This window comes from Thermomonas fusca (genome assembly GCF_005862345.1).
Lineage (GTDB): Bacteria > Pseudomonadota > Gammaproteobacteria > Xanthomonadales > Xanthomonadaceae > Thermomonas > Thermomonas fusca.
The window spans coordinates 175,449-196,592 of sequence record NZ_SROY01000002.1 but is presented as its reverse complement, the minus strand read 5'-3'; the positions used below and the strand labels follow the sequence as shown (position 1 = coordinate 196,592).

Sequence of the window (21,144 nt, the reverse complement as noted above, 5' to 3'; positions counted from 1 at the left end):
CTCCCGGGAGAGACGCAATGTCCATCACCAAACGGCTATGGCTGGGCTTGGGGGCCCTCCTGGCCGCAAGCTTCGCCGTCATGCTTTGGCTTGGCGTGGATCTGATCCATACCAAGCCCCCCATTCCAGATCGCGTCGTTGCGGCCAACGGCCAGGTGCTTTACACCAAGGACGACATCCAGAAGGGCCAGCAGGCCTGGCAAAGCATCGGCGGCCAGCAGCTCGGCTCCGTCTGGGGCCATGGCGCCCTGATCGCGCCCGACTGGTCGGCCGACTGGCTGCACCGCGAAACCGTGGCGATGCTGGAACTGCAGGCACGCGCCGATACCGGCCAGTCCTACGACAGCATGGACGAGACCGAAAAGGCCAAGATCCAGGCCAGCGTCAAGCCGCAGATCCGGACCAACACCTACGACGCGGCCAAGAACGAAATCGTGGTCAGCAACCAGCGCGCGCAAGCGATCAGCGCGGTGGCTGCGCACTACGAGAGCCTGTTCTCGAACGATCCGGCCACGCACAAGCTGCGTGAAGCCTACGCCATGCGCGAAGGCACGATGCCGGATGCGGACAGCCGCCGTGCGATGACCGGCTTTTTCTTCTGGGCCGCATGGGCCACGGGCACCGACCGCCCCGGCTACGAGAACCGCACCTATACCAACAACTGGCCGTATGAGCCGCTGATCGGCAACAAGCCGACCTCGGACAACTTCATCTGGTCGGTGTTCTCGATCCTGTTCCTGATCGGCGGCATCGGCCTGCTGGCCTGGCACTACGCCGCCTACCATCGCAAGGAAGATCTGCCCACGCCGCCGGAGAAAGACCCGCTGCAGGGCATCACCATCACGCCCTCGATGAAGGCGACCGCCAAGTATTTCTGGGTGGTGGTGGCGCTGTTCCTGTGCCAGATCCTGCTGGGCGCAACCACAGCGCACTTCCAGGTGGAAGGCCAGGAAGCCTATGGCTTCGCGATTTCCGAAATCCTGCCCTACTCGCTGACCCGCACCTGGCATACCCAGCTTGCGGTGCTGTGGATCGCCACCGCATGGCTGGCCACCGGCCTGTACATCGCGCCCGCGGTTTCCGGCTATGAGCCCAAGTACCAGCGCCTTGGCGTGAACTTCCTGTTCGTCTGCCTGTTGATCATCGTGGTCGGCTCCTTCGTCGGCCAGTGGTTCGCGGTGATGCAGAAGATGGACATGAAGTACAACTTCTGGTTCGGCCACCAGGGCTGGGAATACGTCGACATCGGCCGCTTCTGGCAGGCGTTCCTGTTCATCGGCCTGCTGCTGTGGCTGCTGCTGATGGGCCGTTCGCTGTGGCCGGCGCTCAAGCGCAAGGACGAGATGTCCTCGATCGTGGGCCTGCTGTTCCTGTCAACCGTCGCCATCGCCCTGTTCTACGGCGCGGGCCTGATGTGGGGCGAGAAGAGCCACATGTCGGTGGTCGATTACTGGCGCTGGTGGGTCGTCCACCTGTGGGTGGAAGGCTTCTTCGAAGTGTTCGCGGTGGCGGTGCTGAGCTTCCTGTTCGTGAAGCTGGGCCTGCTGCGTGGCAAGTCGGCGACGATCAACGTGCTGTTCGCCACCATCGTGTACATGGCCGGCGGCGTGCTGGGCATGTTCCACCACCTGTACTTCTCCGGCACCACCACCGCAGCGGTAGCGCTGGGCGCCAGCTTCTCGGCGCTGGAAGTGGTGCCGCTGGCGCTGATCGGGCTTGAGGCTCACGAGACCTGGAGCCACAGTCGCGCCACGCCGTGGATGGAACGCTACCGCTGGCCGATCATGTTCTTCCTCGCCACCAGCTTCTGGAACCTGATCGGTGCCGGTCTGTTCGGCTTCCTCGTCAACACCCCGATCGCGCTGTACTACATGCAGGGCATGAACCTGACCGCACTGCATGGCCACACCGCGCTGTTCGGCGTGTACGGCATGCTCGGCATCGGCCTGATGCTGTTCTGCCTGCGCGGCCTGCGTCCGCAGGTGCAATGGCCGACCGGCCTGCTGCGCGGCGCGTTCTGGTGCTTCAACATCGGCCTTGGCCTGATGGGGCTGCTGACCCTGCTGCCGCTCGGCGTGCTGCAGCTCAACGCGGCGCTGGAGAACGGTTACTGGTTCGCCCGCTCGGCCGAGTTCATGAACCGCCCGATCATCGACATGCTGGTGTGGATGCGCATGCCGGGCGACATGGTGTTCGCCAGCGGCGCGATCCTGCTGGCCCTGTTCGTGGCCATCAAGTGGCTGAAGCCGAAGCTCGCGGCGAACTGATCCTTCGCCTCAAGCGACAAGACCACGGGGACGGCCAAGGCCGTCCCCGTTTTGTTTGGGCGCTTCGACCGTGCACCCGGGCTTCAGCCCCGCGACCCGACGAGCGCGGCCGGTTGGCTCCGCTCCCGCAAAGGTGCCGCAGCGGCGCGGGGCGCGATGCCGGTCTTCCCTCGCCCGTTGCCGACCGGCGGCCCCGGCGATCTGACCTGAATCAAGGCAGGCATCACCCCCGCGCGCGACACTTCCGGCATGGACAGGAACCTTCGCAACGACGCCGCCGGCGGCCTTTCACCCGCCCTGCTGGCGGAAGCCCCGCACCGGCTGCTGTTCTTCGTCGGCGCGGTCAACGTGCTGCTGGCGATGAGCTGGTGGCTGCTGTGGCTGATCGACGCGCGCTGGGGCGCCATCGGCCTGCCCACCGGCACGCCCTTCGGCGGCTGGATGCACGCCTTCGTCATGCAGTACCAGCTGCTGCCGCCGTTCATGTTCGGCTTCCTGCTGACCACCTTCCCGCGCTGGACCGGCACCCCGGACCTGTCGCGCTGGCATTACGTGCCGGTGGGGCTGGGCCTGCTGGGCGGGCAGCTGGCGGTGGTCGGCGGCATGCTGTCCGGGCAGGCGGCGATGGTCCACATCGGCGTGGTGATGTCGCTGGTCGGCTGGGCCTACGGCCTGTCGCAGCTACTGCGGGTGCTGCTGGCCGAGCGCCGCGCCGGCAAGGGGCCGACCTGGCACGCCTGGTCGTGCTTCGCCGCGTTGTTGTTCGGGCTTGCCGGCCTGCTGCTGATGGCGGCGCACCTGCACGGCGCCGGGCCGTGGGCGGTGACGGTGCCGATCAAGTTCGGCACGTTCGGGCTGCTGCTGCCGGTATACGCGACGGTGGCGCACCGGATGTTCCCCTTCTTCGCCGGCAATACCGTGCCGGGCTATCGGGCGTGGCGGCCGATGTGGGTGCTGGCATCCCTGTGGGCGCTGCTGCTGGCGCACCTGGCGCTGGAACTGGCGCATGCCAACCGCTGGCTGTGGCCGGTGGATGCGCTGCTGGCGGTCGGCAGTGCGCTGGTGCTGCTGCGCTGGTGGCCGCGCGGCAAGGCGCCGGGGATCCTGTGGGTGCTGTTCCTCGGCTTCGCCTGGCTGCCGGTGGCGTTCGCGCTGTATGCGGTGCAGAGCGCCCTGTATGCCGCCGGCGGCGAGTTCGTGCTTGGCCGCGGGCCGGCGCATGCGCTGTTCATCGGTTTCTTCGGCAGCCTGCTGGTGGCGATGGTGACGCGGGTGACGCAGGGCCATTCCGGCCGGCCGATGGCGATGCCGGCGGTGGGCTGGTTCGCCTTCGCCGCGCTGCAGCTGGTGGCGGTGACGCGCGTGGCCGCCGAAGTCGCCCCGGATTCCTATTTCTGGCAGGTGGTCGCCGCTGCCGGCTGGCTGCTGGCGTTCCTGCCGTGGGTGCTGCGCTCGCTGTCGATCTACCTGCATCCGCGCGCCGACGGGCGCCCGGGCTGAGGACCTGCGCATGTCGCCGATGATGGAGTTCTACCCGCAGGTCAAGTGGACGCACGTGCACGCGGTCATGTGCAGCGGCGCGATCTTCGCGCTGCGCGGCGGTGCCGCCCTGCTGGGTGCGCGCTGGCCGCGCCACTGGCTGCCGAAATACACCAGCTACACCGTCGACACGATCCTGCTGACCTCGGCCACCATGCTGTTCTCGATGCTGCCGAAGGCGATGTTCGCCAACGGCTGGCTGTCGTTGAAGCTGGCGCTGCTGGTGGTCTATGTGGTGCTGGGCGTGCTGGCGATGCGCGAGAAGCGCAGCCGCACGCAGCGCGCCGCCTTCTACGTGGCCGCGCTGGCCACCTTCCTGTTCATCTACGGCATCGCCCGCGCGCATCATCCCGCCGGCTGGCTGCTGCCGCTGCTGGGCTGACTTCCCCGGAGCCTTCGATGCAATCCGCGACGCCTTCTTCCGCCGCGCAGCCGCGCGTGCCCGACGCCTGCTTCCTCGGCCCCTACGGCGAAAACGATTCGCTGCTGGAAAAACTCGTCGTCGAGTTCCTGCGCGACCACGTCTACTGGCGGCGCAATTTCCATCCCGAAGACCCGCCGGCGATCTCCACCGCGGCGGCGCAGCATCCGGAGTACCAGGCATTCGAGGCGCGCATGCGCCGCGAGCTGCACCAGCTGTCGGCGGCGCTGAAGAAGTCGGTGCCGTTCCACAGCCCGCGTTACATCGGCCACATGGCCTCCGACCTGCTGTTGCCCGGTCTGGCTGCGCAGATCCTGACCCTGCCCTACAACCCCAACAACGTCTCCGAAGATGCTGCGCCGGTGACGGTGGAGCTGGAGGTGAAGGTAGGCCTGCAGCTGGCCGGAATGCTCGGCTACGTCAACGACCCGGCGCGGCCCGACTGTGCCTTCGGCCACCTGACCTCGGGCGGCACCCTGGCCAATTACCAGGCGCTGCGGCTGGCGCTGGCGCAGAAGGCATTCCCGGTGGCGCTGCTGGCGGCGGGCGTGCCCGAGCTTGATCTGCCCGAAGACGTCTGGAGCGCGTTCAACCTGCATCCGCACCAGGCCACCGTGCTGGTGGACCGCTGGGGCCAATGGCTGGCACAGGCAAGCGCGGGCGAGCGCCGGCGCTGGCAGGCGCGCGTGCAGGGCGAGCGCATCGAGCAGCGCGGGTTGGCGGGTTTCTTCGCCGCCCATCCCACTCTGAAGCTGCCGAAGGTGCTGGCACCGATCACCGCCCATTACTCGTGGAGCAAGGGCTGCAAGCTGCTGGGGCTGGGCCGCGCCCAACTTGAACTGCTGCCGGAGCGCGGCATGCGCATCGACGCCGACGCGCTGGAAACCACCCTCGAGCGTTGCCTGCGCGAGCGCCAGCCGGTGCTGATGGCGGTGGCGGTGATGGGCACCACCGAATACGGCACGATCGACCCGATCGACGCGGTGGTGGACGCACGCCAGCGCTTCGCGGCGCGCGGGCTGGGCTTCGCGGTGCACGTCGATGCCGCCTGGGGCGGCTACCTCGCCACCCTGTTCCGCAACGAGGACGGCAGCCTGCGCGCGCGCGAGGAGATCGCCGCCGGCTTCAGCGCGTTCCCGTCGGCGGAGGTCTATTCCGCAATCGCCGCGCTGGGCGATACCGATTCGGTGACGGTGGACCCGCACAAGCTCGGCTACCTGCCCTACGGCACCGGCGCCTTCATCTGCCGCGACCACCGCGCGGTGGCGCTGCTCTCGGAGGAAGCCGACTACGTGTTCCACGGCCAGGCGCCGAAGGATTACATGGGCCGCTACCGCAGCCTCGGCCAGTTCATCCCCGAAGGCTCCAAGTCCGGGGCGGCGGTGGCCGGCGTGTACGTCACCCACAAGGTGCTGCCGCTGGACCACGCGCATTTCGGCCGGCTGCCGGCGCAGACCATCCGTTCCGCCGAAGCCTTCCACGCACGTGCGCTGCGCTTCGCCGACGACCTGCGCGACGTGGTCCGCGCGGTGGTGCCATTCGCGCCCGACAGCAACCTGGTGTGCTTCGCGCTGAACCCGACCGGCAACCGCGATGTGGCGGTGGCCAACGCCTTCGTCCGGCGCGTGCATGACGAACTGCGCATCGATCCCAGCCGGCCGCTGCAGGACAAGCAGTTCTTCGGCTCGGTGACCACGCTGCGGCCCGACGCGCTGGGCGAGACCGAGACCCGCCGCATTCTCGACGCACTGGGGCTGGATCCGGCGACGCTGGGCGAGGATGGCGGCGACCGGCTGATGATCCTGCGCCATACGCTGATGAACCCGTACCTGATCGACCACGAGAACGGCATCAGCTACATCGACCTCTATTTCGAGCACCTTGGCGCGCGGGTGCGGGCGCTGCTGGCGGCGGGAAATTGAGGATCGGCCGCGGACGCGGGATCATGGGCGCATGAACACGCCCACGACCCGCTCCGATTCGGCCGCCCGCGCCTGGGTGCGCAACGCCCTCGCCCTGCTGGAACAGGAGGCCACGCGCTCGGCCGACACCCACCTGCTGCGGCTGGATTTCCCCGGTTTCCCGGACATCGCCTTCTACTTCAAGGACGAGGCCAGCCATCCCACCGGCAGCCTCAAGCACCGGCTGGCGCGTTCGCTGTACCTGTACGCGCTGTGCAACGGCCGGCTGCAGCCGGGGCAGACGGTGGTGGATGCCTCTTCCGGCAGCACCGCGATTTCCGAAGCCTGGTTCGCGCGCCTGCTGGGACTGCCGTTCATCGCGGTGATGCCGGCCTGCACCGCGCCGCAGAAAATCCTCGACGTGCAGGCGCTGGGCGGGCAGTGCGATCTGGTCGAAGACCCGGCGCAGGTGCACGCGCGCGCCGCCGAGCACGCCGCCAACGGCGCCTGCCACCTCGACCAGTTCGGTCTGGCCGAACGCGCCACCGACTGGCGCGGCAACAACAACATCGCCGAATCCATCCTCGGCCAGCTCCACCGCGAACCGCAGCCGGAGCCGTCGTGGATCGTCTGCGGCGTGGGAACCGGCGGCACTTCCGCCACCATCGGCCGCTACCTGCGCTACCGCCGCATGGACACCCGTCTGTGCGTTGCCGAGCCCGCCGGCAGCGGTTACGTGCACGGCTGGCGCGAACGCAGCCGCGACGCGGTGGCCAGCCGGCCCACGCGGATCGAAGGCATCGGCCGCCCGCGGGTGGAGCCCGGCTTCATCTTCGACGTGGTCGATGACGTGATCGAAGTCGAAGACGCCGCGTCCATCGCCGCCGCACTGCAGCTGGAAGAACTTCTGGGCACGCGCTACGGCGGCTCCTCCGGCACCAACTTCGCCGCCTGTCTGCAGCTGGCTTCGGACATGCGCGCGCGCGGCGAACGCGGCAGCATCGTCACCCTCCTGTGCGACCGCGGCAAGCGCTACCAGCAGACCCTGTTCGATCCCGGCTGGCGCGACGCGCACGGCCTCGACATCGCGCCATGGCAGCAGTCGCTGGCCACGGCACTGGCCACCGGAACATTCACCCCACCCGACGGTTCTTCATGAGCTTCCACGACCTGCGCGCCTACCTTTCCGCACTCGAACGCCACGGACGCCTGCAGCGCGTCGGCGCGCCGGTCGATCCCGAACTCGAAACCACCTCGCTCAGCCTGCGCGCCCTGCGCGAAGGCGGGCCCGCGCTGCTGATGGAACATCCCGTCGGCAGCGACCATGCCTACCTCGGCAATCTGTACGGCCATCGCGACCGCATCGAAGCGGCGTTGGCCGGACGCCCGCTGGCCTCGCTGCGCGAACTCGGCGAGCTGCTGGCGGCGATCCGCGAACCGCGCTGGCCGTCCAGCCTGCGCGACGCATTGAGCAGCTGGCCGGAGCTGGCGCAGCTGGCGCACGTGGCGCCGCAGAAGGTGCGCGAAGCCGCGTTCCAGCACGAAACGCTGGAAGGCGACGACGTCGACCTGTCGCGCCTGCCGATCCAGCGCTGCTGGCCGGAAGACGCGGCCAAGCTCATCACGCTTGGCCTGGTCGTCACCCGCGGCACCCGCAAGCCGCGCCAGAACGTGGCGATCTACCGCCAGCAGGTGATCGGCAGGAACCGCATCATCATGCGCTGGCTGCCGCACCGCGGCGGCGCGCTGGACTTCGCCGACTGGAAGGCCACCCATCCCGGCAAGCCGTTCCCGCTGCTGGTGGCGATCGGCGCCGATCCCGGCACCCTGCTGGCGGCGGTGGCGCCGATTCCCGACACCCTGTCGGAATACGAATTCGCCGGCCTGCTGCGCGGCGAGCGCACCCGCGTCTGGCCCAGCAAGCTGACCGGGCTGGATGCGCCGGCCGGCTGCGAGATCCTGCTGGAAGGCTTCATCGACCCGGCCGAAACCGCACTGGAAGGCCCGTTCGGGGACCACACCGGCTACTACAACGCGCAGGACCATTTCCCGGTGATGACCATCCAGCGCATGCACCTGCGCAAGGACGCGATCTACCAGGGCAGCTACATGGGCCGCGCGCCGTTCGATGAGCCATCGGTGATGGCGATGGCGCTGAACGATGTGTTCGTGCCGCTGCTGCGCAAGGTGTTCCCGGAAATCGTCGACTTCTACCTGCCGCCGGAAGCGTGTTCCTACCGCATCGCGGTGGTGTCGATCCGCAAGCAGTACCCCGGCCACGCGCGCCGGATCATGATGGGCATCTGGTCGTACCTGCGCCAGTTCACCTACACCAAGTTCGTGATCGTCACCGACGAGGACATCGACGTGCGCGACTGGTCGCAGGTGATCTGGGCGATCTCCACCCGCGTCGACCCGGTTCGCGACAGCGTGCTGATCGACAAGACCCCGATCGATTACCTCGACTTCTCCAGCCCGACCCCGAACCTCGGTTCGAAACTGGGGCTGGATGCGACCAACAAATGGCCGGCGGAAACCACGCGCACGTGGAGCAAGCCGATCCAGCTGGATGCCGCGGTGGAAAAGCGCGTGGATGCGCTGTGGCGCGGGGTGGCGGCCGGCAAACAATCACCGGCCGCCGCAACCCCGTAGCGAAGCAGGCTCCGCTCGAACGAAACGGCTCAGTTCGCCGCTTCGCTCCAGTCATGGTCGTCGAACAGCTGCGGATACTGCGCCAGCGCTTCCTGCATCGGCGCCAGCTCCGCCTTGCCGAACTTGCCCGCACGCGCGGCGTTGGCGCCGGCGATGAACTTCGTCAGCAGCCCGTGCAGGGCGGCGTCGGCCTCCGGCTTGAGCTTGCAGTTGGCGATCATGTCCTTGATCGCGGCGTCGATCTTCGCCACCGCGTTGTCGCGCTGGACATCGTCCAGATGACCCATCTCGTAATGGTTGAGCGTCTCGGTGGCTTCGCGCAGGTTGCGCATGCCGGCGCGCAACGGCGCATCCGTCTCCCAGCGCTGGCCGTCAGGCAGCGCGGTGACAGCGGCCGTTTCGCCTGCATGCCCGGCATGGGCGTCGGCGGGCGCTGCAGCGGATTGCGTTGCGGCCTCAGTCGCGGCTGCGGCATGGTCGTCTTGTGCGTCGGGCGCGGGCGCCGCCTGGCACGCACCCAGGGAAACCGCCACGCCGATGGCCAGCACCAGCGAACGTGGGACGTGCCGCATGGACATCGGCGGGAAGGGAAGCATCGTGAACCGCATGGTCAAACCTCCAGTGGTGTTCGGGCGTGTCGCTCTTGCCCATTGCGAAAATGTCATGTCCCCATGGCGCGGGCCATGACCCAAGTCAACGGTGGTGCGCCTGCAGCGGCAACCGCAGCGTAATGCGCGCGCCGCCCAGCGGCGAACGCTCCGCGGCCAGCGCGCCGCCGTGCAACGTGGCGATGGCATGCACGATCGAAAGCCCCAGCCCGCTGCCGCTGCCGGAGCTGCGCAGGAACCGCTCGCCCAGCCGGCGGGCCTGGTCAGCGGGCATGCCGGGGCCGTTGTCGTCGATGTTCACCTCGGCCATCCCGCCTTCCGCACGCACGCCGATGTCCACGCACCCCGGTGTGCGGCCGTGGGCGATGGCGTTGTCGATAAGGTTGTGCACGGCGATATCGAGCAGGCCCGCACTGCCCAGCACGACGACATCACCATCCGCGGCAAACGACAGAGCCACGCCCCGCGGAATCGCGCGCTCGCCCGCTTCGGCCACGGCGGTGCGCACCAGCGCCGCCAGCGGCAGTGCGGCGGCATCGGGCAGCGCTTCCAGCGACTCCACCCGTGCCAGGGTCAGTAATTGCGTGACCAGCCGCTCCATGCGCTGCAGGCCCTCACCCGCACGCTGCAGATGCTGCGCGCGGCTCGCGGCATCGGCGGTTTCGCCGGCAAGATCGAGCTCCAGCTGCAATACCGACAACGGATGGCGCAGCTCGTGCGCGGCGTCGGCAGTGAACCGGCGCTCGCGCGCGAGTGCGGTATCCAGCTTGGCGACCAGCGCATCGACCGCCCGGGTCAGCTGGAGCAGCTCGGCGGGAACGTCGGTGCGGGTCAATGTCGGCGTGCGCGCAGGTTGCGCATCGATGGCGCGGGACACCGATCGCAGCGGCGCCAGTCCGCCGCGCAAGCCCAGCCACGTCGCCAGCGGCAGCAACAGCAGCAGCGCCAGCAGCGGCAGCAAGGTGCCGCGCAGCAGCGCCGAAAGCAGTTCATCACGGTCGTGCAGCGGCGCGGCGACCTGTATCCAGTGCCGGCCGGACGCATCCCAGCGCTGGTAGACGCGCCAGGTTTCGCCGGCGTGGGCCATGCTGTGGAAATGTGCCGCTGCCTCGTCGAGCTCGAGCGGCGGCAGGCTGGAGGCGTCGAGCAGCACCCGGCCGCTGCGGTCGCGAACCACGATCTCGGGGCGCGGCCCTTCGTCCTCGTGTTCGGCAACCGCGATCGCTGCCCCGTCGCCCCGCGCCGCCAGCGCCGCGTCGGGCACCGAAGCGATCACCGCCAGCACGCTCGCGCCGGTGCGCTCCAGCTCGCGGTCGAACATCTCCGCGGTCTCGTGGCGCGCACCCTGCGCCAGCCACAGCCCTGCGCCAATCCACAGCGCGACCACCGGCAGCCCGACGAACCACAGCAAGCGCCGCTGCAGCGAGGGACGCTTCATGGCGACTCGCCTTCGTCGTCCGCCAGCGGCGTTTTCGCCGGCGGAAACAGCGCATAGCCGACGCCGCGCAAGGTGCGCACCCAGCCCGACCCCAGCTTGCGGCGCAAATGGTGCACGTGCACTTCGATGGCATTGCTCGCCACCTCCTCGCCCCAGCCGTACACGGCCTCCTCCAGCTGGGCGCGCGACAGCGCCCGCCCGGGATGCGCGGCCAGCGATTCGAGCAGGGCGTATTCGCGCGGCGACAGTTCCAATGGGCCGCCAGCGAGGCGCGCGCTGCGGTTGGCCGGATCCAGTTCCAGCGCGCCCACGCGCTGCACGGGGGCGGCATCGCCGGTGGAACGCCGCAGCAGTGCGCGCACGCGCGCAGCCAGCTCATCGAGATGCACCGGCTTCACCACGTAATCGTCGGCGCCGCAGTCCAGGCCGGCAACCCGGTCGTCCAGGGCATCGCGCGCGGTCAGCAGCAGTACCGGGGTGGCATCGCCGCGACGACGCAAGGTGCGCACGACCTCGACGCCGGTCATGCGCGGCAGGTTCCAGTCGAGGATGGCCGCGGCGTAGGGCGTGCCGTCGAAGGCATGCAACGCGTGCAGACCGTCCTCCACCCAGTCCACGGCGTGACCGAGGTGACGCAGGCCATCGGCCAGAGCGCGGCCCAGCGCGCGGTCGTCTTCGGCTAGGAGCAGGCGCATGGGCGCACCTTAGGCCGGCCCGGAACGGGCAGCCTTGATCTGGAGCAAACCGCCGGCGTGCCTTCGCCCACCGCATCGGGTGGGCGAAGGGTGATCGGCGCGACCTCAATCCGGCGCATTGTCGAGCGCGCGCTTGCGGCCATGCACCATCGCGGCGATCAGGTTCTCGCGGTAGTGCCAACTCTCGACGATGGCCGCCAGCACGTGCACGCCGACCAGCGCAAGCAGACCGTAGGCCAGGGCTTCGTGCAGTTCCTCCAGCCATTCGACGCCCCAGTAGGCATCCAGCGTCTGCATCCAGCCGGTAACGCCCACCGCGGCCACCCAGGCCATCAACAGCAGGATCATCACCGCCGCCGCCGGATTGTGTCCCAGCCTGCGCTGCGAGCGGCCAGCAAGCCGCTGCCGCAGATAGGTGGCCACCGACCGCGGCCCGCGCACCCAGTCTCCGAAGCGTGCATGGCGCGAGCCCAGCAATCCCCACAGCACCCGGAATCCGATCAGCCCGAGCGCCGTGTAACCCAACCAGCGGTGGGCGGTATCGCCCTCCTCCACCAGGAACGCGCCGAGGATGCACGCCGCCAGCGACCAGTGGAACAGCCGCACCAGCGGATCCCAGACCTTGACCGTCGGAGCCGGCGTCGCCGCCGGCTCATTGTTCGCATGCCGCAGGATGCTGTCCATCACGAATCTCCGTCAGTCGTCGATGTTTTCCTTGACCACCTTGCCGTTGGTGGGGTCGTAGTAGATCTCCACCCGGTTGCCGGCCTTGTCCTTGCCGTAGATCTCGTAGCAGCTGCCCGACACCTTGAACTTGTCGATGACGTAGCCGGCGCTGGTGATCCGGTCCTGCATGGTTTTCTCCGGCAGCCACTTGCTGCGCGGCGCGTCGGTGCATTTGGGACCGGCGATGGCAGCCGGCGCGAACAACGCGGCGGTCACGGTGGCCAGGGTGATGACGCTGAGCAGGGGGGCCTTCATGTCGTCTCTCTCAAGAAGTGGGCGGTTTGCCCACGGACGCATTCCACCGCCGCCGGCTTATGGGCGCCTTAAGGCCGGGCCGGATTCGGGTTTCGTTCAGCGGCGGCCAACCCGATTGACGCAAATCAATGACGCCCCCGGCCCCACGCAAGACCATTCACGCTTCCCCAGTGGGAGCTTCCCATGCAATTGGTGTGTCCCGCCGGCAACCTGCCGGCCCTGCAGGCGGCGGTGGATGCCGGCGCCAACGCGGTCTACGCCGGCTTCCGCGACCAGACCAACGCGCGCGCCTTCCCGGGGTTGAACTTCAGCGACGACGAACTGCGCGCCGGTATCCGCTACGCGCATTCCAGGAACGCCAAGGTCTACCTGGCGCTGAACACCTATCCCGACAGCGCGCGCCTGCGCGACTGGCACGCGGCGGTGGACAAGGCCGCCGGGCTGGGCTGCGATGCCATCATCGCCGCCGAAATGGCGGTGCTGGACTATGCCGCGCGCACCCACCCCAACCTGCCACGCCATCTTTCCGTGCAGGGCAGCGCCACCACCGCGCCGGCGCTGCGCTATGCGTTCGAGCGCTTCGGCATCTCCCGCGCGGTGCTGCCGCGGGTGCTGTCGCTGCAGCAAGTGGAGCGGCTGTGCGAGAAGTCGCCGGTGGCGTTGGAAGTCTTCGCCTTCGGCAGCCTGTGCATCATGGTGGAAGGCCGCTGCCAGCTGTCCAGCTACGTCACCGGCGCATCGCCCAACCGCCACGGCGTGTGCTCGCCGGCCAAGTTCGTGCGCTGGGACGAACAGGACGACGGCAGCCGCAGCGTGCGCCTCAACGACGTGCTGATCGACGAATTCAAGCCCGAGGAGCCGGCCGGCTACCCCACCGTGTGCAAGGGCCGTTTCGAAGTCGGCAACGAAGTTTTCCACGCGCTGGAAGAACCGACCAGCCTCAACACGATGGAGCTGCTGCCGCGCCTCAAGCAGATCGGCGTGGTCGCGCTGAAGATCGAAGGCCGCCAGCGCGGCGTGGCCTACGTCAGCTCGGTCACCCGCACCTGGCGCAAGGCGATCGACCAGGTCGTCGCCGATGAAGCGCACTGGCAACTCAAGCCGGAATGGCAGGCGGAGCTGTCGCGCCACGCCGAAGGCCACCAGACCACGCTGGGCCCGTACCACCGCGCCTGGCACTGAAGGAACCCCGATGAAACTGAGCCTTGGCCCGCTGCAGTATTTCTGGCCGCGCGAGCGCACGCTGGCGTTCTACCGCGAGGCCATCGACTGGCCGGTCGACATCGTCTACCTGGGCGAAACCGTGTGCAGCAAGCGCCGCGAGCTGCGCACCGCCGACTGGCTGACGCTGGCCGAGGAGCTGGCCGCTTCCGGCAAGCAGATCGTGCTGTCGACGCTGGCGCTGATCGAAGCCGAATCCGAACTCAGCGTGCTGGACCGGCAGATTTCCCACGGCGGCTTCTGGATCGAGGCCAACGACCTGTCCGCGGTGCAACTGTGCAAGGAGAAGGGCCGGCCGTTCGTGGCCGGCCCCACCCTCAACGTCTACAACCACCGCGCACTGGCACTTCTGGGCGAAGACGGCCTGCGCCGCTGGGTGCCGGGCGTCGAACAGGGGCGCACGTTGATTGGCGAACTGAAGGACGGCGTGCTGGCCGACGGCGGCAGCATGCCGGAACTGGAAGTGATCGCCTGGGGCCGGCTGCCGCTGTCGTTCTCGGCGCGCTGCTTCACCGCGCGCGCGCTCGACGTCCCGAAGGACCAGTGCGGCTTCCGCTGCATCGACTACCCCGACGGCATGCCGCTGGCCACCCGCGAAGGCCGCCCGTTCCTGCGCATCAACGGCATCTCGGTGCAGGGCGAGGAAATCACCGACCTCGGCCCGGAACTGCCGGAGCTGCGCGCGCTGGGCGTGGACATCCTGCGCCTGTATCCGCAGGCCGAAGGCATGGAAGCAATCGTGCGTCACTTCGACGCCGCCCGCAGCGCCAGCGAAGCGCCGGCGCGGATCGGCGAGCGCAACGGCTACTGGCACGGCGAGCCGGGCATGCGGATGTCCGCGGCCTGAGCCGCGACGAGTTTCGGGGGGCACAGGGACGTGCCCGTTTTCACGGCGGGATCAGCCAACCGGCGGCGCATCGCTGCGGTAATGCGCGCCCAGACTTGCAGTCCGCCGCAGCGCCTCGCCCAGCATCCGCTGCGCCAGTTCGCCCTGCCAGCCGGATCCGGCCAGCTCCGTGCAGTCCTGCAGCGCCGCCTGCAAGGTCGCGCCGCTGCGCAGCGGCCCCATCGCCTGCATCATCAGCGCACGCAGGTAGTCCAGCTGCGCGGCGTCCAGCGACGGCTTGCGCCGCACCATCCGGAAACTGCCGCGCGGCTGCCCGCCATCGGCCAACGGGCGCAGCAGCGCGCCCAGGCGGCGCCCGAATACCACGCCCTCCAGCAGCGAATTGCTGGCCAGCCGGTTGGCGCCGTGCACGCCGTTGCAGGCCACTTCGCCCACCGCGAACAGGCCCGGCAGCGAACTGTGGCCATCGGCATCGACGGAAATTCCGCCCATGTGGAAATGCGCCGCCGGGGTTACCGGGATCGGCTGCACGCGCGGATCGATGCCGTGATCCATGCAGGCCTGGAACACGGTGGGGAACCGCTGCGGGAACGCGGCGCCGACCTTGTGCGCATCGAGCCACGCGCCACCATCCCGGCCGGCCTGCCAGACCCGCCGCGCCACGATGTCGCGCGGGGCCAGGTCGGCCAGCGGATGCACGCCGTCCATCAGCGAAGCGCCATCGGTGCCCAGCAGGCGCGCGCCAGCGCCGCGCAATGCTTCGGTCACCAGCGGCAGGCTGTGCAGGCCAGGCAGCGCCATCGCGGTGGGATGGAATTGCACGAACTCGAGATCGCGTGCGGCAGCGCCTGCGGCCAGCGCCAGCGCCAGCCCGTTGCCATCGGCGTCGGCCGGGTTGCTGGTCTGCGCGAACAGCCCGCCGATGCCGCCGGTTGCCAGCACCACCGCGCGCCCGTGCAGCGCTTCGCGGCCGCCGTCGGCACGGGTGACGCAGACGCCGCAGACCTGCCCATCGCGCAGCACCAGCCCATCGACGTCCACCCCGACACGGCGCTCGATGTGCGTTGCCGCGCGCGCGGCGGCGACCAGCGCCTCCATCACCTTCGCGCCGGTGGCATCGCCGCCTGCATGGACGATGCGCGCGCGGTCGTGGCCGCCTTCGCGACAGAACTGCAGGCGGCCGTCAGGTTCGCGATCGAAGGCCACGCCGATGTCCTGCAGCCAGCCCACCGCATCGCCGGCATTGATGGTCAGCAGGTCGACGATGGCCGGATCGTTGTGGAAGCCGCCGGCCACGCAGGTGTCGCGTGCGTGCGCCTGCGGGCTGTCGCCGGGATCGATGGCTGCCGCGATCCCGCCCTGCGCCAGCGCACTGGCGGCGCCCCGGGTGCCGGACGCGCGCGCCAGCAGCAGCACCGGCGCCGGCGCGGCGGCCAGCGCCGCCGACAGCCCGGCGATGCCGCCGCCGACGATGATGATGGGCGCGGGCGCGCTCACACCCGGTCGCGACGCCCCACCGCCAGCATCCGCGCCAGCGCGAGCCGCGCGGCGACGGCCACGTCGTCGGGCACGGTCACCTCGTGCTTGAGGTCGCGCAGGCAGGCGTGGATGTTGGGCAGGGTGATCCGCTTCATGTGCGGGCACAGGTTGCAGGGCTTGATGAACTCCACCTGCGGGAACTGGTTGCGCAGGTTGTCGGCCATCGAGCACTCGGTGATCATCGCCACCCGCGCCGGCTTTTCCTTTTCCAGCCACTTGCCCATGGCGCTGGTGGAGCCGACGAAATCGGCCTCGGCCAGCACTTCCGGCGCGCATTCCGGATGCGCCACGATCTTGGCGTCGAAACGCTCGCGGGTGTGGCGCGCTTCCATCGCGGTGAACTTCTCGTGCACCTCGCACACGCCGTTCCACAGCACCAGCTCGATGCCGGTCTGCTGCGCCACCCACGAACCGAGATAGCGGTCGGGCAGGAAGATCACCTTGTCCACGCCGAACTCGGCGGCGATTGCCTCCACCACCTGCACCGCGTTGGCGGAGGTGCAGCAGGCGTCGGACTCGGCCTTCACCGCCGCGCTGGTGTTGACGTAGCTGACCACCGGCGTGCCCGGATGCTGCGCACGCAGCGCGCGCACGTCGGCGGCGGTGATCGAGGAGGCCAGCGAACAGCCGGCTTCCAGATCCGGGATCAGCACGGTCTTGTCGGGCGCCAGGATCTTGGCGCTCTCGGCCATGAAGTGGACGCCGCACAGCACGATCAGGTCGCTGTCGCAGCCAGCCGCGGCCTGCGCCAGCGCCAGCGAATCGCCGGTGATGTCGGCCACGCCGTGGAAGATTTCCGGCGACTGGTAGCTGTGCGCCATGATCACCGCGCCGCGCTGGCGCTTGAGTTCAAGGATGGCGTCGATCCACGGCAGGTGCAGCGGCACCTCCATGCACGGGATCAGGCGTTCAAGCTTCTCGACCAGCGGCGCGTGGCGCGCTTCGAGTGCGGGATGCCAGGACGGCGCGACGGATGCGTTCATGTGCTCTTCGGATCGGGGACGGGCAACACCCGCGCGACGGCCGCACGGGCGACGGGAACAGGGCGGCGCTCAGGCTTTCGCGCGATAGGCGCCGCGGGCGGCGCGGGCGAAGCGGGCGCCGCGGTTGAGGGCGATGCGCAGGCCCAGCGGCACCGTTTCCCACGGCAGCCGGTCCAGCATGTTGCGCGCGGTCAGGCCCAGCTCGACGTCGCCGGTGAGCACCAGCCGGCGCTGGAAGAACAGGGTGTCGGCGTCCTCCAGCCGGCCGGCCAGCAGCAGCAGGTCGGTGGCGGTGCCGCGCACGGTGGCTTCGGCGGGTGCATCCACCACCACCAGCTGCTGGCCCTGCAGTTCCACCACCCAGCGCAGGCCGAGATCGCTGACCTCGATGCCCAGCCGGCGGCCGGCCATGAAGTCCAGGGTGCCGTCGGCCATCGGCGCGGCCAGCACTTTCGCCATCGCCCGTTCCAGCAGGCGTTTCTGCGTGGACGGCGGCAGTATCCGCAGCAGCGGCGCGATGCGGCGCGGCGGCGGCACCAGCCGCAGCAGCGGATGCGCCGGGGCCGGCGCGGAATCGGTATGGATGTGCATGATGGTCGCGATCATGCGGCCATCGCCGGGGGCCGCTCCTTGATCCAGATCAGATTGCAGCCCCTGCGCCCGGCAGGCGTCGCCGATCGCCAGCGCCAGCACCCCGCTGGCGGTGGCCGGGGCCACCCCCAGCACGCCGGCCAGCGTTTCCGCACGCTGGTGGACGCGCTGCTCGCGCGCATCGTCGCGGCCCTGCATGCCGGCGCCGGCCTTGAGCCGCCCGGCCAACCGCGCCAGCCGCGCACGCGCCGCCAGCAGCAGCACCAGCCCGTCGTCCACGCCATCGATGGCCAGCCGCACTGGCGTCAGTCCCGGAGCGCGTTCACGCATCGTCGTTTCCCTCCGCCAGCGCATGCGCCGCCGGCAATACCTGCTGCAGATAGACCGCGTCGGCCTGTTCGCCATCGAAGTCGGCGTGTTTGCGTTTCTTCACCCCATAGTCGGACAGCACCAGGTGGGTGTCGGCCACGACCCCGGCATTGGCCAGGCAGGCCGACACGCATTCGAGCACGCAGCCATCCAGCGCCAGGATCGGGCGCTTGCTGCGCGCGGTGCGCACCAGCCCGGCCACGCCGCCGCCAACACCGGCAATGCAGGACATCTCCGCCGCACCGGCGCGATCCAGCTGCAGCGCCAGGTGGTTGGCCATCTGCGCCGCGCTGGAACAGCCCGAACACGAATACACCAGCGGCAACGGTTTGCTCATCCCTGCTCCTTCAATCCGCGGATGAAGCGGGTACGGCGCCAGTCGACCCCGCACAGCGCGACGAAGCCTGCCGCATGCGCCAGCAGCAGCGCGCTGCCGGCCAACCGCGCCAGCGCAGGATGCGCCGTGGCGGCAAGCAGCGCCAGCGCGGACAGCCAGTGCAGCACCAGCACGATGGCCTTGTCGCGCGTCGGCAACAGCAGCTGCACGCCGGGCAGGCGCACCCCGCGCCCGCAGTGCCGCTGCAGCTCGATCCAGCCCAGGAAGGCGGAAATTTCCAGCTGCATGCCGGTGACCAGCAGCGGCAGCCCGATCGCAAGGGCCAGCATGCCCGCCAGCACCTGGTTAGCCTCGCCGCCAACCAGCAGCGCGCAGGCGGCCGCGGCCAGCGCGGCGAAGCCCGTCATCCAGAAATACGTCAGCGGCGCGCGCCGCAGCTTCGGGGCACGCAACTGCGCCAGCAGACCGCCGAGGGCGACGGCCAGCACCAGCAGCCCCGCGCCCATCCGCAGCGCCGGCGCCGATTCGCCGCACAGCGCCATGATCAGCGCCGCCAGCAGCAGCGCGTACAGCGCCAGTTGCCACCCCGCCTGCAAGCGCGCAGGCACCGCGGCCACGCCCTGGAACATCGGCATCACCACCCGCGCCACCGCCACCAGCAGCGCCAGCACCCAGCCCAGCACGCCCCAGCCGGCGTGCGCATCGGTCAGCGGCAGCAACGGCAAGCGCCATGTACCCGCAACCGCCAGTGCCAACGAAAACCCGAGCAGCGCCGCCACCAGCCCGCCGGCAAGCGCGCAACCAATCCCCCAGCGCAGCAGCGCCTGCCCTGCAGCACCGGCCAGCCCCGGCAGCACCAGCGCCACCAGCAGGACGAACGCCGCCACCAGCAGCAGGCCGCCCCAGTGCGGCGACAGCAGGGCGGGCTGGCGCAGCGCCAGCACCAGCAGCAGCGCGCCGGCATTGAGCAGCGCGTGCAGCAGCCACGCCGCGGGCCGCCCGCCGCGCACGCGCGCACCAGCCGCCACCGGCAGGAACTGCAGCAGGCTGCCGAACATCGCATTGCCCAGCACGCCCAGCGCCAATGCGTGCACCAGCGCCAGGGTGGCGCCGCCCCAGCGCGACGCGAATGCCGTGCCGCCATCGACCGCCAGCAGCATGCCGGCCACCACGCCCCACAGCGACGCCGACAGCAGGAACCGCCGCGGCGTCGCCGGCGGCGGCGCCTGCTGCATCGCCAGCTTGGTCATCGCACCGACATCAGGCAGCGGGGCGCAGGATCGCCACCCAGGTGCCGTGATCCACACACGGCTCGGCGCGCCAGTGCAGGCCGCGCGATTCCAGCGCCTCCAGCAGCGGCGCCGGCAGCAGCGGGGTCAACACCTCCAGCGCCTGCCCCGGCTGCAGCGCATCGGCCGCGGCCAGTGCCTGCAGCAGCGGTTCCGGCGCCGGCAGCGCGCGCAGGTCCAGTGTTTTCATGGCGCCAGCGCCCGCGTGCCGCGCCATTCCACCTGCAGCCACAGCTTGCGGTTGTCGCGCGAAAACCCATCGGCGCGATAGTCGGCCAGCTTGACCAGCCCGCTCAGGCCGCCGGGCAGCGGAAAGCCCAGCGAAGCATTCCACTCGCGGCCGTAGCGCAGGCCGCCGACGTCGGCGCGATAGTCGTGCCAGGCCAGCGCCCAGCCCAGCCTGTCGTCCAGGCGGCCGCTGCCGAACTTGCCGCTCGCGCCCAGATAGCGATCTTCCAGCCCCTTTGCCGGGGTGGTGCCGAACTGGTCGTCCCAACCGTTGAACGCATGCAGGGTGGCCAGCGGCGACTGCACCGCCACCATGCCATTGCTGCCCAGCCGCTCCCAGCCGGCGCGCAGGGTGGTCTTGCCGCGGGTCCAGCTGGGTTCCAGCAGCCAGTAGTCGAGGCTGAAATCGGCCGGGTTGCGCGCATGGTCGGTCTGCCGGGCGTATTCCGCGGTCCAGCCCAAGCCCTGCCCGCCATTGCCGGCGGCGCCGCTCCAGCGCAAGCCATAGGTAGCGGTGGAAGCAGCGGCCACATCGCGGTCGTCGTGCAGATAGGCATAACCGACCAGCTGCTGCGCGCCGCGCTTCCACGCAAGGTTGAGCAGATGGCTGTCGAGGTCGCGCTCGCGCGCCAGCCGGTTGATCGCCTTGTCGCCGGCGACCCGGTGTACGCGGTCCAGCCAGTAGTACTGCAGCGCCAGGTCCGCGCGCGGCTTCCACTGCGCGCCCAGCGCATCGAAGCTCTGCTCGTTCTGCCGCCAGCCGACGGCGCCCACCCAGCGCTGGTTGTCCAGCGCGATGCGCTGCCGGCCGGCGGTGAAACCGCCCTGCGCGCCCCGCCAGCTGACCCAGGCCTGGTTGAGTTCGGCGCCGGTCGGGTCCAGCACCGCCGGGTACGCCGCCTTGCCGTTTGCGCCGCTGTTGTAGCTGCCGGCGCCGGCCACGCCTTCGCCTTCCAGCAGCACGGTCCAGCCGGCCGCGGGGGCCAGCCTCAAACCGGCGCGCAGGCGCACAGTGCTGGCGTTGGCATCGCGGCTGGAACCTGCGTCCCCCACCTGCTCGTGGCGCAGGCGCAAATCCCATTCCAACGCCGCTTTCGGAGGCTCCGACGCATGCAGCGGAAAGCCCGCTGTCAGCGCAATGACAAGAATGCAAATCACTCGTGTATGGTTCGCCATGCGGGTGCCGGGAAAGGGTGCATGGCGCAAGGTTCTGCGCTTCACACGGGCCGCATGTTGAT

General features: G+C 69.7%; 20 protein-coding genes. 8 read left to right on the top strand and 12 right to left on the bottom strand.

Features of this window, described 5'->3' with window-relative positions:
• The first annotated feature begins 17 nt into the window (after positions 1-17).
• The 6 genes from E5S66_RS05175 to E5S66_RS05150 all read left to right on the top strand — a co-directional run bounded on the left by E5S66_RS05175 (position 18) and on the right by E5S66_RS05150 (position 8,780).
• Complete coding sequence (locus E5S66_RS05175) at positions 18-2,267, top strand: nitric-oxide reductase large subunit (protein ID WP_028840112.1); 2,250 nt, start codon at positions 18-20, stop codon at positions 2,265-2,267.
• A 249-nt stretch (positions 2,268-2,516) separates the two neighbouring features.
• A complete protein-coding gene (locus E5S66_RS05170; protein WP_138348122.1) occupies positions 2,517-3,767 on the top strand; it encodes an NnrS family protein in 1,251 nt (416 codons plus the stop codon).
• A 10-nt stretch (positions 3,768-3,777) separates the two neighbouring features.
• Complete coding sequence (locus tag E5S66_RS05165; protein WP_342777271.1) at positions 3,778-4,188, top strand: SirB2 family protein; 411 nt, start codon at positions 3,778-3,780, stop codon at positions 4,186-4,188.
• 17 nt (positions 4,189-4,205) lie between these two features.
• On the top strand, positions 4,206-6,149 hold the full coding sequence (locus E5S66_RS05160; RefSeq protein WP_138348120.1) for a pyridoxal phosphate-dependent decarboxylase family protein: 1,944 nt from the start codon (positions 4,206-4,208) through the stop codon (positions 6,147-6,149).
• Between the two features lie 31 nt (positions 6,150-6,180).
• Positions 6,181-7,287: a PLP-dependent cysteine synthase family protein gene (locus E5S66_RS05155; protein ID WP_138348118.1), complete on the top strand. Its 1,107-nt coding sequence runs from the start codon at positions 6,181-6,183 to the stop codon at positions 7,285-7,287.
• The gene (locus E5S66_RS05150) at positions 7,284-8,780 is read left to right on the top strand and encodes a UbiD family decarboxylase (protein ID WP_138348116.1); all 1,497 of its coding nucleotides are present in this window, start codon (positions 7,284-7,286) and stop codon (positions 8,778-8,780) included. Before E5S66_RS05155 ends, E5S66_RS05150 begins: the two co-directional genes overlap by 4 nt.
• 29 nt (positions 8,781-8,809) lie before the next feature.
• On the opposite strand, the gene E5S66_RS05145 is transcribed toward E5S66_RS05150, so the two are convergent.
• The 5 genes from E5S66_RS05145 to E5S66_RS05125 all read right to left on the bottom strand — a co-directional run bounded on the left by E5S66_RS05145 (position 8,810) and on the right by E5S66_RS05125 (position 12,502).
• On the bottom strand, positions 8,810-9,352 hold the full coding sequence (locus E5S66_RS05145; RefSeq protein WP_138348115.1) for a DnrO protein: 543 nt from the start codon (positions 9,350-9,352) through the stop codon (positions 8,810-8,812).
• Positions 9,353-9,473: 121 nt separating this feature from the next.
• Positions 9,474-10,826 carry a sensor histidine kinase gene (locus E5S66_RS05140; RefSeq protein ID WP_138348114.1) on the bottom strand — a complete coding sequence of 451 codons (1,353 nt, stop codon included), beginning with the start codon at positions 10,824-10,826 and terminating at the stop codon, positions 9,474-9,476.
• Positions 10,823-11,521 (bottom strand): response regulator transcription factor, encoded by a 699-nt coding sequence (locus E5S66_RS05135; protein WP_138348112.1) that lies wholly within the window; start codon positions 11,519-11,521, stop codon positions 10,823-10,825. The genes E5S66_RS05140 and E5S66_RS05135 overlap by 4 nt, the downstream gene beginning before the upstream one ends.
• Positions 11,522-11,626: 105 nt before the next feature.
• Positions 11,627-12,205: a cytochrome b/b6 domain-containing protein gene (locus E5S66_RS05130; RefSeq protein ID WP_138348110.1), complete on the bottom strand. Its 579-nt coding sequence runs from the start codon at positions 12,203-12,205 to the stop codon at positions 11,627-11,629.
• A 12-nt stretch (positions 12,206-12,217) separates the two neighbouring features.
• Positions 12,218-12,502, bottom strand: coding sequence for a PepSY domain-containing protein (locus tag E5S66_RS05125; protein WP_138348108.1), 285 nt, complete (start codon positions 12,500-12,502; stop codon positions 12,218-12,220).
• A 183-nt stretch (positions 12,503-12,685) separates the two neighbouring features.
• Here E5S66_RS05125 and ubiU point away from each other — a divergent pair, with 183 nt between their 5' ends.
• Positions 12,686-13,684, top strand: a complete 999-nt coding sequence (ubiU, locus tag E5S66_RS05120; protein WP_138348106.1) for a ubiquinone anaerobic biosynthesis protein UbiU — start codon at positions 12,686-12,688, stop codon at positions 13,682-13,684.
• A 10-nt stretch (positions 13,685-13,694) separates the two neighbouring features.
• A complete protein-coding gene (locus tag E5S66_RS05115) occupies positions 13,695-14,570 on the top strand; it encodes a U32 family peptidase (RefSeq protein WP_138348104.1) in 876 nt (291 codons plus the stop codon).
• A gap of 51 nt (positions 14,571-14,621) precedes the next feature.
• On the opposite strand, the gene E5S66_RS05110 is transcribed toward E5S66_RS05115, so the two are convergent.
• The 7 genes from E5S66_RS05110 to E5S66_RS05080 form a co-directional block, all read right to left on the bottom strand.
• Positions 14,622-16,067, bottom strand: coding sequence for an L-aspartate oxidase (locus E5S66_RS05110; protein ID WP_138348102.1), 1,446 nt, complete (start codon positions 16,065-16,067; stop codon positions 14,622-14,624).
• Positions 16,064-17,092: a quinolinate synthase NadA gene (gene nadA, locus E5S66_RS05105; protein ID WP_138348100.1), complete on the bottom strand. Its 1,029-nt coding sequence runs from the start codon at positions 17,090-17,092 to the stop codon at positions 16,064-16,066. Before nadA ends, E5S66_RS05110 begins: the two co-directional genes overlap by 4 nt.
• A gap of 69 nt (positions 17,093-17,161) precedes the next feature.
• Positions 17,162-18,013, bottom strand: a complete 852-nt coding sequence (gene ubiT / locus E5S66_RS05100) for a ubiquinone anaerobic biosynthesis accessory factor UbiT (protein ID WP_028838536.1) — start codon at positions 18,011-18,013, stop codon at positions 17,162-17,164.
• Positions 18,006-18,389 carry a putative zinc-binding protein gene (locus E5S66_RS05095; RefSeq protein WP_138348098.1) on the bottom strand — a complete coding sequence of 128 codons (384 nt, stop codon included), beginning with the start codon at positions 18,387-18,389 and terminating at the stop codon, positions 18,006-18,008. The genes ubiT and E5S66_RS05095 overlap by 8 nt, the downstream gene beginning before the upstream one ends.
• Entirely contained in the window at positions 18,386-19,639 is a 1,254-nt protein-coding gene (locus E5S66_RS05090) for a hypothetical protein (protein ID WP_138348097.1), read from the bottom strand. The genes E5S66_RS05095 and E5S66_RS05090 overlap by 4 nt, the downstream gene beginning before the upstream one ends.
• 10 nt (positions 19,640-19,649) lie before the next feature.
• Complete coding sequence (locus E5S66_RS05085; protein WP_246037151.1) at positions 19,650-19,868, bottom strand: DUF2249 domain-containing protein; 219 nt, start codon at positions 19,866-19,868, stop codon at positions 19,650-19,652.
• Positions 19,865-20,992: an alginate export family protein gene (locus E5S66_RS05080; protein WP_246037150.1), complete on the bottom strand. Its 1,128-nt coding sequence runs from the start codon at positions 20,990-20,992 to the stop codon at positions 19,865-19,867. Before E5S66_RS05080 ends, E5S66_RS05085 begins: the two co-directional genes overlap by 4 nt.
• Positions 20,993-21,144: the final 152 nt, after the last annotated feature.